Source organism: Mechercharimyces mesophilus, assembly GCF_059818345.1.
This window is the reverse complement of record NZ_JCBAPH010000001.1, coordinates 1,434,071-1,445,739: the sequence shown is the minus strand read 5'-3', so window position 1 is coordinate 1,445,739 and position 11,669 is coordinate 1,434,071. Positions and strand designations below refer to the sequence as shown.

Annotated in this window: 17 protein-coding genes and 1 pseudogene; 17 read left to right on the top strand and 1 reads right to left on the bottom strand. The window is 44.4% G+C overall.

All coding sequences use genetic code 11. The features are described 5' to 3' along the window. Entirely contained in the window at window positions 1-417 is a 417-nt protein-coding gene (locus AC6RGY_RS07135) for a hypothetical protein (RefSeq protein ID WP_499861125.1), read from the top strand. 149 nt (window positions 418-566) lie between these two features. Here the strand turns inward: AC6RGY_RS07135 and AC6RGY_RS07130 are convergent, their stop codons facing one another. Continuing rightward, window positions 567-764 (bottom strand): hypothetical protein, encoded by a 198-nt coding sequence (locus AC6RGY_RS07130; protein ID WP_499861123.1) that lies wholly within the window; start codon window positions 762-764, stop codon window positions 567-569. A gap of 43 nt (window positions 765-807) precedes the next feature. On the opposite strand from AC6RGY_RS07130, the gene AC6RGY_RS07125 reads away from it, so the two are divergent. From AC6RGY_RS07125 to obgE, 16 genes and pseudogenes are all read left to right on the top strand, one after another. Then, window positions 808-1,416 (top strand): RHS repeat-associated core domain-containing protein, encoded by a 609-nt coding sequence (locus tag AC6RGY_RS07125; RefSeq protein WP_499861120.1) that lies wholly within the window; start codon window positions 808-810, stop codon window positions 1,414-1,416. A gap of 95 nt (window positions 1,417-1,511) precedes the next feature. Next, the gene (locus AC6RGY_RS07120) at window positions 1,512-2,327 is read left to right on the top strand and encodes a hypothetical protein (protein ID WP_499861117.1); all 816 of its coding nucleotides are present in this window, start codon (window positions 1,512-1,514) and stop codon (window positions 2,325-2,327) included. 14 nt (window positions 2,328-2,341) lie between these two features. After that, the gene (locus AC6RGY_RS07115) at window positions 2,342-2,584 is read left to right on the top strand and encodes a hypothetical protein (RefSeq protein ID WP_499861115.1); all 243 of its coding nucleotides are present in this window, start codon (window positions 2,342-2,344) and stop codon (window positions 2,582-2,584) included. A gap of 142 nt (window positions 2,585-2,726) precedes the next feature. Continuing rightward, window positions 2,727-3,170 (top strand): RHS repeat-associated core domain-containing protein, encoded by a 444-nt coding sequence (locus AC6RGY_RS07110; RefSeq protein WP_499861481.1) that lies wholly within the window; start codon window positions 2,727-2,729, stop codon window positions 3,168-3,170. Between the two features lie 78 nt (window positions 3,171-3,248). Next, window positions 3,249-3,800 carry a hypothetical protein gene (locus AC6RGY_RS07105; protein ID WP_499861112.1) on the top strand — a complete coding sequence of 184 codons (552 nt, stop codon included), beginning with the start codon at window positions 3,249-3,251 and terminating at the stop codon, window positions 3,798-3,800. A 1,094-nt stretch (window positions 3,801-4,894) separates the two neighbouring features. Continuing rightward, entirely contained in the window at window positions 4,895-5,287 is a 393-nt protein-coding gene (locus AC6RGY_RS07100) for a hypothetical protein (protein ID WP_499861110.1), read from the top strand. Between the two features lie 68 nt (window positions 5,288-5,355). Beyond that, window positions 5,356-5,889 (top strand): RHS repeat-associated core domain-containing protein, encoded by a 534-nt coding sequence (locus tag AC6RGY_RS07095; protein ID WP_499861107.1) that lies wholly within the window; start codon window positions 5,356-5,358, stop codon window positions 5,887-5,889. Next, window positions 5,834-6,577 carry a hypothetical protein gene (locus tag AC6RGY_RS07090; protein ID WP_499861106.1) on the top strand — a complete coding sequence of 248 codons (744 nt, stop codon included), beginning with the start codon at window positions 5,834-5,836 and terminating at the stop codon, window positions 6,575-6,577. The genes AC6RGY_RS07095 and AC6RGY_RS07090 overlap by 56 nt, the downstream gene beginning before the upstream one ends. A gap of 71 nt (window positions 6,578-6,648) precedes the next feature. Continuing rightward, window positions 6,649-7,521: a hypothetical protein gene (locus AC6RGY_RS07085; protein ID WP_499861104.1), complete on the top strand. Its 873-nt coding sequence runs from the start codon at window positions 6,649-6,651 to the stop codon at window positions 7,519-7,521. Window positions 7,522-7,780: 259 nt separating this feature from the next. Further along, window positions 7,781-7,990 (top strand): annotated as a pseudogene (locus AC6RGY_RS07080) (integrase core domain-containing protein); the annotation flags it as partial. Between the two features lie 77 nt (window positions 7,991-8,067). Beyond that, window positions 8,068-8,376: a hypothetical protein gene (locus tag AC6RGY_RS07075; RefSeq protein ID WP_499861102.1), complete on the top strand. Its 309-nt coding sequence runs from the start codon at window positions 8,068-8,070 to the stop codon at window positions 8,374-8,376. 205 nt (window positions 8,377-8,581) lie between these two features. After that, window positions 8,582-8,893, top strand: a complete 312-nt coding sequence (gene rplU, locus AC6RGY_RS07070; RefSeq protein ID WP_499861480.1) for a 50S ribosomal protein L21 — start codon at window positions 8,582-8,584, stop codon at window positions 8,891-8,893. A gap of 5 nt (window positions 8,894-8,898) precedes the next feature. Beyond that, entirely contained in the window at window positions 8,899-9,234 is a 336-nt protein-coding gene (locus tag AC6RGY_RS07065) for a ribosomal-processing cysteine protease Prp (RefSeq protein ID WP_499861100.1), read from the top strand. A gap of 12 nt (window positions 9,235-9,246) precedes the next feature. Further along, window positions 9,247-9,543, top strand: coding sequence for a 50S ribosomal protein L27 (gene rpmA, locus AC6RGY_RS07060; protein WP_499861098.1), 297 nt, complete (start codon window positions 9,247-9,249; stop codon window positions 9,541-9,543). Window positions 9,544-9,630: 87 nt separating this feature from the next. Beyond that, a complete protein-coding gene (locus tag AC6RGY_RS07055; protein ID WP_499861096.1) occupies window positions 9,631-10,356 on the top strand; it encodes a Spo0B domain-containing protein in 726 nt (241 codons plus the stop codon). Between the two features lie 32 nt (window positions 10,357-10,388). Beyond that, on the top strand, window positions 10,389-11,669 hold the full coding sequence (gene obgE / locus AC6RGY_RS07050) for a GTPase ObgE (protein ID WP_499861094.1): 1,281 nt from the start codon (window positions 10,389-10,391) through the stop codon (window positions 11,667-11,669).

Here is an 11,669-nt window from a genome sequence, read left to right as displayed (position 1 = left end):
ATGATTATTTCTGATGACATCAACTTTATATCGGAGGAGCTTGGATTCACGGATAGTATTATTTGCGAGCTAAAGTTGGGGGAAAACCTAACAGATTTAGAGATGGTAATAGATTATTTTTGGGGTAAAAATAAAGAAACAAAGATATTAAAACTAGTGTTTAAAAATTGCCTTAAAATCAATTTTAGCTATAGTGATATCGTACATCAAAATTACAAAAGAGAATTACCACCAGCTCAAATATATAGTTGGTTTACAATTATATCCTTTGAAACAGGAGAGTTCAAAAGCGATGATATGTTTGGGGAAGATCCTGACAGATCACTTTATTTTGCGAAAATATATACTCTAGACTTAGAGAAGTCTTGGTTAGAGGTTGTTTTTAGTAGTGCTGTTTTATTAGAGATGTCTAACTAGTGATTATCGTTGTGTATGGCAAAATGAAAATACAGAGTTCGGCAACCGAAAAATGCAGGTCGCTAAAACCGATGAATTGCGTTTTTTTGTAGTCCCTGTACGGAGTTGAAGCTGATCGAGAATATAAGTTAGGTAGCCCTGCTCCCCTATTAGTTGAGAGCACCACGGAGTACGCATACGATGCCCGCGATCGCGTCACCTCGATGGTGAAAACGGGCGACAACCCGCTCCCCGAATCGGTTGTTTTGGATGCGAACAGCAACATCGTCTCCCATACGCAGGACGGGAAGACCAAGACGTACACCTACGATCGCAACCGCATGATGACGCAGACCCGCAGAAGGCAAGACGAAGAACTACAGCTACGACAGCATCGGACGTCTGCATACGGTGACGCAAGGAAGTCAGGTGGAAGAACGGTATACCTACGATGGCTTCGACCGCTTGATGAAGCACACCAAGCGTCAAGAGGACGGCACGCTGAACACGTCCCAGTATACGTACGATGCCTTTGACCGGACGATGAGTAAGACAGGCAAGGTGGGGACGGAAGACGAGGAAACGACGACCTTCCACTACCTCGGCTTGACAGACGACATCCTGAGTGAAGAAGTAACAGGCAAGATCACCTGCTCCTACACGTACGCCCCATGGGGAGAGCGTTTGTCCATGACGTACCAGGAAAAAGGAGAGACCTCCTACTACGGAACCAACACCCGCGGTGACGTGGAGATGTTGTACGATGAGAAGGGAGACGTACGCGGGACCTACGACTACACGATGTACGGGGAAGGTCAGGAGAGTGCGTTCACAGGTGTTGATCAGGTTGATCTGGATCAGGAGATGTACAACCCGTATCGCTATACCGGGAAGCGTTGGGATGCAGATACGAACAGCTACGACTTAGGCTTTCGAAACTATAACCCAAGCCTGGGTCGCTTCCATTCGCGGGATATGTACAGTGATGCGGCTCAGGATATGGGGCTGGGCTGGCGCTGAGTCTGACGAATAATAACCGTTATGCCTTTACAGGTGGAAACCCCATAAGTAACATTGAGATCGATGGACACGGATGGGCAGAGCCCAGTGGTACCATGTCCAACAAAGAGATCTTCGATGCACATGAAGCAGCTTATGGCGAGACGTTTACCCAGACGTATAATAAGAGCCAGAAAAAATTCAGGCAAAAAAGTAGTCCCGGTGGCGGCGGAGGTTCAGGATCGAAAGGCAATAAGGGTTCAATAAAAAGTACCTGGAGTAAAGTTACGAGCATCGCTAAGCGTGTAGAGAAAAAAGCGAGGAAGCATGTTCCGAAAGATGTCGTTGAGTTTTTCCTTGGAGCTAGCGATGGAGCAATGGAAAGCATAACTTTGGGGTTGATTTCTCCGGATGATCACGATAATACCGCGTATTTAGTTGGGAAATTAGCAGGAGATACCCTAGTTATGGGTGCGGGATTATATTTATTTGTTGGAGGCACAGTAGCTACTCCACTTCTTGCTGTAACAGGTGTAGGTGTAGCAGTCACCCCTGTAAGTGCGACAGCAGCAGCTGCAGGTGCTTGGGGTACTATGGGTGGTGCAAAGAGCCTAGGTGAAGATCTTGGGGCGTTGTGGAATAAGTTTTCTAATAGATCACAGCACTCTTTACAATGGGGAAGTGAAGGAAGGCCTACCGGTCCTGCCTTTAACGATGCTCAGAGGGCTAGAGATTCCGATATTTTAATTCAGGAAGACGGTAGATGGGTAGTCATTGGTAAAAATTCTAGAGCTCATATATTTGAACCAGAAGGTCAGCTTGTAACTTCGTTTACTAATCGGAAAGGGAATACAAATCAAAGAATTTCTGATGGAAGGTGGAGTAGACCTACAGAAAGTGAGCTTGAAGCATTTAAAAAAATATTTAAGTAAAGGAATTGAAACCTATGGATTATCTCGGTCACAAGGAAATAGCTAGTGTCATCTTGTTTGATTTACGGTTGTCTGAGTCTGAGTTGATGGTTTATGAGGACTGTATAGATTATGTAATAAAAAATTGCCCAGAAGAAAGTATTTATGAGGTTACTGGCTGCGAAAACAGAGAGCAACTTTCTCATTTTCAGACTGAACTAAAGGAGATGATAAAGAGGTATGTATTGAGTGAGTTTTTACCAGACAAATATAAATAAACTCATGTTTGTTACGCATGTTCATTCTTATATGGATGGACATGTGTTTTTTATGAAAAAGTTAGAATTAATACTATTAAAATAACAACTCGGAAGGTCAGAAGGGAGCGTTCACAGGTTTCGATAAACCCGATCAGGACAAATCAAACCAGGAGATGTACAATCCGTATCGTTATACATAGAGCGTTGGGATCCGGATACGAACAGCTATGACATGGGCTTTCGAAACTACAACCCAAGTCTTGACCGCTTCCATTCACGGGATATGTACAGTAATGCTGTGCAGGACATGGGGCTGGCGCTGAGTCTGACGAATAATAACCGCTATGCCTTTACGGGTGGGAACCCCATAAGTAACATTGAGATCGATGGACACGGATGGGCAGAACCAAGTGGTGCCATGTCCAACAAAGAGATCTTCGATGCATATGAAGCAGCTTATGGCGAGACGTTTACCCAGACGTATAATAAAAGCCAGAAAAAATTCAGGCAAAAAAGTAGTACCGGTGGCGGAGGAGGTTCAGGTACATCAGGCTATCACTATAGTAGTAAGGAGAAGGTAGGAGTCATCCATACGTATGGATGACCAGGAACCCCACCGCCAGGAGGTTGTGGCAAAAATAAATGTGGCTTTACCATACCGCCCTTGTCGGAAGAAACCCAAATGTGGATAGCGAGTATATCTTTTGCATTAGCGGTTATAGAGCCAACGGTGTTAGGAGAAGCGGTATTTGCTGCAGTGTTTGGGGCGGGTATGCTTCGGAGTATGAGTTCTAGATTAATAAGTGGTGGAACAACTAAGATTGCAACTACTGAAACAGCAACTGTTGCTACGAGTAATTCTGTTAAGTATACTCCGCATAATCCAGGTCCCCTTGATGCAAGAACAGATGCTACTTTTAGATCTGCAACTTATGAAGCGACAGTTCTGGAGAGCGACACCGTATTGTACAGAAGTTATGGTGGTAATGTGGGACCTATAGGGAGTTATTGGAGTAGAACACCGCAATTAGGTGGAATGCAATCGAGAATTGACAGTGCCATCTTACCTGAATGGGGTAATCTGCTGGATAAAACCGTTGCTATAAACGTACCCAAGGGAACTACTGTGTATGAGGGAGCAGCAGCACCGCAGGTGAATATGCTGGGATCTTATATGGGTGGTGGAAATCAAGTATTTATTAAAGAGGTGAATCCATCTTGGATCATAAAGTAGACTGCATATGTGATGTTTTAGAGGAGATCGATGGATTTAGAGGTTGGAATGAATTTAACAAGTTCTTAAGATACATTGATGATCAAGTGCGGAACGGTAATTTGAAGGAAATCAGTAATGAAAAAAAATACGTTGGGATGTCAGAGGAAAATTGGTTCGAATGTACAAGATGTAAACAACCGTGGAGACTAGTACATCCTGATCCTCCTTTTAGAGGCTTTTGGGAAAGGGAGGAATAATAAGTTCAGCCTCAAGAGAACAGTTTGTTTTCTTGAGGCATTTTTGTGCGCCCGGCAGTAATGCATACCTTTGGTATGCAATTCTTCATAAAAAATGGGGAATGCCCCTCGGATTCGGTTTACAGGAACAGGCTTCAATCCACCTCAAGCTGCATGGGTAAAGAGCCTAGAGACCGGAGAAACGGAATACAACGAAGTGACTCAACTCTTCCAGCGTGAAGTGGACGTGATTTACGAAGTCCATGTCGATGGAGAGAACCACGGATGAACATTCATTCTGGATGAAGGGTAAAGGATGGGTGAAAGCGAAAGATCTCCAGTTGGGAGATGAGCTATAAACCAGTGAGGGAAAAATCCTTCCGGTAGAACAAGTGGTTCACTAGAAGAAGGAAAACCTCGTCAAAGTGTATAACTTTGAGGTACGAATTTTCACACGTATTTTGTTTCGGATTTACACATTTTTGTGCATAATAGTTGCACAAAACTTAAAGACTCAGGAACTATTAATTTTAGTCAGAATACGGTAGGGGCACAGTTTAGTGATGGTTCGAGCCTAAAAGGCCTTACTGCAAGGCTTAAGTCAGATCCAAACTATGCAAGTAGTATAAACCTATACGTACAATAATATACCAGTATTTACCTGTTGATGTGAAAGGAAAGCTTGCTTCGCAAGGTGTTGGAGAATATACGGTGTTCACATTAGACAATAGACGTCTATTTGCAGCTAGAATGGCAAATGTAAATGTAAATACTCGTTGGGCAACATCAGAGGAGATATTAGAGTTCGCTACAACAAGGAGATTCTCAACAACAAACGGTGGAGGACTTCCCCGAGTTAAATAAAGGGAGTGGATTATGAACAAACATGTTCCTGTAGTTACTGAGTTAGGAATAATCGATGGAAGAGATGGTATATTTTTAGATTCGGTAGAACAGAGATTTTCTCCAAATCAACTAATATTCATTGGCGAAATCAATGGCGAACTTTGTGAGAATAATTATTTGGGATATGAATGGTACCCCTATGAATTGACATTTAACCGTGTACAGGCTTATGAGTGTAGAGAGCTTGAAACATGTAAAATAAGGGTGATATCAAGTTTTGATGAGGTAGCCGATTCTCAATTGATAAGAGAGTTAAAGGTAAGTTCCGACAAGTACCGCCATTTCATTTTTGCTACGTATGACTATATATACAGCATAGTAGCAGGTGATTATGAACTATCTCTGATTGTAGAACGAAACTGATATCCATCAAAGATGACTGTTTGTTTTATTGCCCGCATCACCTATGTGTGAAAGCGGGCTTTTATAATTTGGACGATATCCAGAGTGAAGTGTTGTATGATGAGGAGTGGTACGCGCTACTTACGGCTACGATATACGGGGACGATTATGAGAGTGCCTTTACGGGTGTGGATGAATCAAATCAGGAGATGTACAACCCGTATCGTTATACAAATAAGCGTTGGGATCCGGATACGAACAGCTATAACATGGGCTTTCGAAACTACAACCCAAGTCTGGGTCGCTTCCATTCGCGGGATATGTACAGTGATGCTGTACAGGATATGGGACTGGCGATGAGTTTGGCAACGAATAGTCGCTATGCGTTTGCTGGGGGAAATCCCATTACGTTTAGTGAACTGGACGGGCATGGTCCGCGGGCTCATGCTAGACAAACCAACCCAGTAGGGGATTATACAAAGGCAACGGGACATCTATATACTCCCAGAGGAGACGGGAAAAAGTACAATGGTTGGGTGGCGCAGAGCTATAGCTGGGAAAAGAACTATGATCCCAACCTTCGTTCATACAAAGACAGGGAAGAAAAGAAATCTAAGAGATAAGAAGTCGAGCGGAAGCCATTCTCACTCTGGTGGTTCCAGTAGCAGTGGAAGTGGCAAAGCCAAGTCAGATGAAAGTAAGAAAGATAAGACCAAAGATTACTTGAAGGCTACGGCTACTACGATCTCAGCTAGTTTGCAAACGGCTACGCTAAGCGCCTCCGATGGGTTTGCTAGAAATGCCTATTCCCTTGGAGCGGGAGTGTTTAGAGACTGGACGGGTGCTTCGATTGAGAGTGAAGGAATGAAGCTAGGTTGGGACATATGGTCAGGAGTGGACCATGCTCTAGGTTTGAAGGATCATTTCAAATCCTTTAAGGAAATGCGAGGTACTGCTCGTAATGTATTTAATGGTGGTTCGCAAGGGGCAAGTGGTCTGTTTTCAAAAGCAGGCAATTTCTTTAAGGGTGTTACTAAATCTCCTGGGTTTAATGCGATACAGAAAGTAGGTGGGAAAGCACTTGGTGGTTTTGGAGCCGCCATCAGTGGTGTGGAATTCGTCTATAATGCTGTGAATGGCAATTGGGAAGATGCGGCTATGAACATCGGCGAGGGGATGATGTCAGCTTCGCTATTTCTAGCAGCTTCTGGGGCAGGAGCACCGCTCGCAGCGGGTATCGCTGTTGGTGGAGCTGCCATTTATGGTGGTGCCCTAGCAACCAAAGCATACAGATCAAGTAGAGAAGAATAAAATGATGGTCCCCACGGATTTGCAAGTCTTACATCCGTGGGACTATTTCTTTGATGGAGAGTGATTTTCTGATGGATATACTCAAGACATTCTTATTTGGTAATAAAGTACCATTACCTGAAGAAGTAATAGATAGGATGAGAGAATATCAGGAAAAGGGTGAAATAACAGATCACTTTTTTTGTAAGATTATGATGAATGAAGACGGCTATTATGAAATTACTTATAGTGATCCTAAAGATCCGTCAGCAATAGCCAAACTTATCGTAAGAGAAGATGGTACCATTCCTTCTGTGAAGGAAATTTGTCGTGATAATTTCAAAGATGTAGTATGGATTTCCACAGGGACAGATAATGCGGGCGCTTTTTTTGAAAAAAAAGCGAAAAAGTGGTCTAAGTACCCAATGTATCCTTACGAGAGAATAATCAAATTGTTATCACGTGTTAATGATGTTAACTGGTATGAATTTCCGATAGATACAAAAGAAGAATGGGAATCTTTTAATCAAGTTGCGACGGAATATATCAATAAACAGAAAAAAATTCGAGAAGGTTATGAAAAAGGAATAAAAGTCCTTGATGGACTCTTTAAGACACATATAGCTACTTTGGAGGATTGTGATAAACTTGACTTTTATTATACTGTAATGGTTCGTTCTGCATACGATCAAAATGATATTCAATTGAAAACGTATGAGGATCGTAAGAAGTTCCTCCGATACTTGCTTTCTCATACGAAGTGGTTTCAAATTGGTCGCTGGATAACAATATTTGAGTTGTTTTATCACCACAGTAGATTATTAAATGAGAAAAAATTGACCAAAGAAGATCATGTGGCTATTGAAAAAACATATGAGGTTTTAATTAATAACTCGAGGTTGTACCATGGTGATTTCTATTCTGATATTCGCTTAGCATTACGAAATCCTAAAGATGTGACGTGATTTGGTGGTGTACCTATTTTACCTACGTTTCCCATTCCTAATGGGCGGATGCGTACTGCACTATATTGAATTGAAACGACCGAAGCATCGTGGCAAGCAAAACGGCTACTAATATCACGGCGGACGTAGCGATCATAAACCCTTCAATCGGACTTCAATCAACACTCTAAAGACAGGGCAAATTTAGCATAGCGATCAAGGAGATCAGTTTACTTTCAAAGCGTTTGTCCGGTTCTGTGAGAAAAACGAGGTTCAACAAAGCATGAGTCAGGCAGGATGCCCATACGATAATGCACCCATGGAGTCCTTTTTCGGCAAACTAAAAAATGAACACCTTCATCATTTCGTCATCAGAGACGATGAACATCTCAACGTTCTCATCACGGATTATATCTTTCGTTATTACCATCATGTAAGACCTCACAGTGCTCTAGGTGGAAAAACCCCTATGGAGGCACGTTCATCTTAATCTTATTCTACTCACCGTTACAACTTTGCTTGACCAGGTCAGTTCCATTAGAGCAGATTTACTCGGGTGATAGTGGGGTGAAAATTGAGTTTGATGATGAGCAAGACGAAAGGTATATGATTCATTTCAAACCATTTCAAGGGGTGAAAGTGACAACCAGAGATTGCTTTAATATGCTCAGTATTCAAGTTAACGGTAGATTTAAAAGATGCCTCTTAGTAAATGAGAACTCCAATTGGATAGAAGCCCTTAAAAATGATTTAAAGCTAAATGATCCTTCTGCAGGTTTTCTAAATCAGGCGCATCATTACATTCTTCCATTAGGGGACAATATTGTGGAAATCGTTTCTTGGGATAATTTCACTTTAAAGAAAGTGTCAGAATGATATTATAGATGAGCCATCTCCCCGCCTCCTTTTTTGACAAAATCCGCGGGTTATGCTAGAATTCATTTGTTATTGTATCTAGAGACTGTCTAGACATTAGCTGCACCAGGGATACCCGGGGCATATAACCGCTCAGTCAAGGTTGCAAGAGGAATATTCCCACCTAGGGGCTGGCGAGACTGGACAAGAAGGAGGGACCCGGATGATGTACGCACTAATTCAAACCGGCGGCAAGCAGTACCGTGTTCAAGAAGGAGATACTCTCTATATTGAAAAGCTAACCGCTGATGCTGAAGAAACCATTACCTTTGACCAAGTACTATTGGTAGGAAACGATGGAGAAACCAAAGTAGGTAGCCCATTGCTCGATGGTGCGAAAGTTTCTGCTAAAGTAGTAGAACATGGCAAAGGCAAGAAAATCACGGTATTTAAGTACAAGCCGAAGAAGAACTATAAACGGAAAAAAGGCCATCGCCAACCGTATACCAAAGTACGGATTGAGTCGATCGAGGCGTAATTTCCATGATACAAATAACGGTGTATCATGATCAACAGAATCGTCTTCAACGGGTAGTTGTGACCGGACATGCTGACTATGCGGAGTACGGAAGTGACATCGTGTGCGCAGCGGTCTCAGCGGTCACGATTGGACTTGCCAACGCCTCAGAGGAACTCTTGGGTGTGCAAGTTCATCAAGATACCGATGGAGAAGGACATGTTGATTGTCGAATACCGACAGAGATGGAGCAAGAGCAGGAAGATCGAGTCCGCTTGTTGCTGGAGGCGATGGTGTCATCGCTCACTTCGATTGCTGCCTCTTATCCATCCTATATCCAGCTTATTCATCAACCATCGTAGGAGGTGGATACCATGCTAAAACTGAATCTCCAGTTGTTCGCTCAGAAAAAAGGAGTGGGCTCGACAAAGAACGGTCGGGACAGTATCTCCAAGCGTCTGGGTGCGAAACGTGCAGACGGGCAAACCGTTACCGCAGGGAGCATCTTGGTACGTCAACGCGGAACCAAGATTCACCCAGGCGTAGGCGTGGGCCGTGGTGGCGACGACACCTTGTTCGCAAAAGCGGATGGCGTTGTACGCTTCGAGCGTTTGGGTCGCGATAAAAAACAAGTAAGTGTGTACCCTGTAAGCGTTGCTGTAGAAGCTTAATTCCTGCTTCGAAGGAGCGAAATCCCCGGAACTTGACCGGGGATTTTTTATTAAGATGAAGTGTGGGAAGAGGAGGGAGCTTATTTGATGGGGATAGGTTGGAAAAGATGGGGTGCGATTATGGGTCCTATCTGGTTCTTCCTTGTTTTATTGTGTGTGCAGGACTGGGGAATCGTGGCGCAAGGGGCGATTGCGTGTGCGCTGGCAGGGAGCATTCTCTGGAGCTGGTGGCTACTAAGGCGATACATAAAACATGATCAAGGTGTGGAACAATCGGAAAAAGCGGTTTCGCTCATTCGCCGTTTGCGCCATGATTGGATGAATCATATTCAGGTATTGATGGGGTATACTTCGCTTAATAAAATGGAGCGCATTCTTCCCTATCTCCAGCGGTTAGCTGGACAGGCTATGGAAGAACGTGAGATCCGGCGTGCCTCCTACCCGCCTTTGGTGTTGTTTTTGATGGGGATGAATGAAGCGTTTTCTACGTGGCGTTGGTGTGTGGAAATCGACCCGGACTTTACCCTTAAAAGGGAGAAAGAAGGGGAATGGCTCTTGCAGGTGATCCAGGAGACGTCGATTTTCTTGTCGGAGCAACCCATGGAGGGATTTGAACATCCCCATCTCTTCCTGCACATAAAAAGAGAAGACGAAACGCATCCACTTGTCCTCTTTTCTCTTCACGAAACACATTTTGATGCTCTTGGATGGACGGAGAAGGATCGGAAAAAGCTATTACAGAGACTAAAAAGAAAAAGAGCAAGGTTAGAATGGCAACAAACGGCGCGGGAGATTCGTATAACTCCCTTATAAATTGAAGATGGATAGGTAAGGTGGCGAGAAGCATGTTTGTCGATAAGGTGAAAGTCTATGTGCGAGCGGGCTCTGGTGGAAATGGAAGTGTTGCCTTCCGGCGAGAGAAGTATGTGCCCAATGGTGGACCAGCGGGTGGCGATGGCGGACGAGGAGCCGATGTTGTCTTTCGGGTAGAAGAAGGCCTACGCACCTTGATGGACTTTCGGTACAAAAAGCATTTTAAAGCAGAACATGGAGAGCATGGACGGAGTAAAGGGCAACATGGGAAAGGACAAGAACCGTTAGTGGTGCTCGTCCCTCCCGGAACCGTGGTGCGAGATGCAGAAACGGGAGAGAAAGTGGCAGACTTAACCAAGCACGAGGAAGAGCAAGTAGTGGCGCGCGGTGGGAAGGGTGGACGAGGCAATATCCGCTTTGCTACCCCTAGGAATCCGGCACCTGAAATTGCAGAGAACGGGGAGCCAGGACAAGAGCGCACCCTGGAACTGGAATTAAAGCTCTTAGCGGATGTTGGCCTAGTGGGCTATCCCAGTGTAGGGAAATCCACATTGTTGGCATCCGTCACCGCAGCAAAACCAAAGATTGGGGCGTATCACTTTACCACCCTCGCTCCTAACTTGGGTGTGGTGGAGGTAGAAGATGGGCGTAGCTTTGTGATGGCCGATTTGCCTGGTCTGATTGAAGGGGCGCATGAGGGAGTTGGACTGGGACATCAGTTTTTGCGGCATGTGGAGCGGACACGCGTCATTGTGCATGTGGTGGATATGTCAGGGTCGGAAGGGCGCGATCCGTACGAAGACTGGGTGCAGATTAACAAAGAGTTACGCCTCTACAACGAGAAGTTAGCCAATCGTCCACAGATTGTGGCGGCCAATAAAATGGATTTGCCTGATGCAGAAGATCAGATGGAGTTGTTTCGCGAGCAAGTAGGGGAAGACGTAAAAGTGATCCCCATCTCGTCTGCTACCCGGCAGGGATTGCGGGAGCTCTTGTATCAAGTGGCGGATGTCTTGGATCAAGCGCCGGACCTTGCGGGCGAGGAGACAGAGGAAGTGGATCACAAGTTGTATCGTACGCCGATGGAGGAAGAAGCCTCCTTTACGATTCGCCGTGATAATGATGTTTATGTGGTCGAGGGAGAAAAAGTGGAACATCTCTTGGCGCGGACCAATTTTCATTATTACGATGCGCAATTGCGGTTTGCTCGTATCTTGAAGAAGATCGGGGTAGAGGATGCCTTGCGTGAACAAGGAGCTGTCGAAGGAGATACCGTTCGGATTGGTGAAATGGAATTTGAATTTATGACGTAA

What these genes read in the sequence shown, in the direction of transcription:
- AC6RGY_RS07135 (WP_499861125.1), top strand. Translation starts at nt 1, where the DNA reads ATGATTATTTCTGATGACATCAACTTTATATCGGAGGAGCTTGGATTC.
- AC6RGY_RS07120 (WP_499861117.1), top strand. Translation starts at nt 1,512, where the DNA reads ATGTCCAACAAAGAGATCTTCGATGCACATGAAGCAGCTTATGGCGAG.
- AC6RGY_RS07115 (WP_499861115.1), top strand. Translation starts at nt 2,342, where the DNA reads ATGGATTATCTCGGTCACAAGGAAATAGCTAGTGTCATCTTGTTTGAT.
- AC6RGY_RS07105 (WP_499861112.1), top strand. Translation starts at nt 3,249, where the DNA reads ATGTGGATAGCGAGTATATCTTTTGCATTAGCGGTTATAGAGCCAACG.
- AC6RGY_RS07100 (WP_499861110.1), top strand. Translation starts at nt 4,895, where the DNA reads ATGAACAAACATGTTCCTGTAGTTACTGAGTTAGGAATAATCGATGGA.
- AC6RGY_RS07090 (WP_499861106.1), top strand. Translation starts at nt 5,834, where the DNA reads ATGATCCCAACCTTCGTTCATACAAAGACAGGGAAGAAAAGAAATCTA.
- AC6RGY_RS07085 (WP_499861104.1), top strand. Translation starts at nt 6,649, where the DNA reads ATGGATATACTCAAGACATTCTTATTTGGTAATAAAGTACCATTACCT.
- rplU (WP_499861480.1), top strand. Translation starts at nt 8,582, where the DNA reads ATGTACGCACTAATTCAAACCGGCGGCAAGCAGTACCGTGTTCAAGAA.
- AC6RGY_RS07065 (WP_499861100.1), top strand. Translation starts at nt 8,899, where the DNA reads ATGATACAAATAACGGTGTATCATGATCAACAGAATCGTCTTCAACGG.
- rpmA (WP_499861098.1), top strand. Translation starts at nt 9,247, where the DNA reads ATGCTAAAACTGAATCTCCAGTTGTTCGCTCAGAAAAAAGGAGTGGGC.
- AC6RGY_RS07055 (WP_499861096.1), top strand. Translation starts at nt 9,631, where the DNA reads ATGGGGATAGGTTGGAAAAGATGGGGTGCGATTATGGGTCCTATCTGG.
- obgE (WP_499861094.1), top strand. Translation starts at nt 10,389, where the DNA reads ATGTTTGTCGATAAGGTGAAAGTCTATGTGCGAGCGGGCTCTGGTGGA.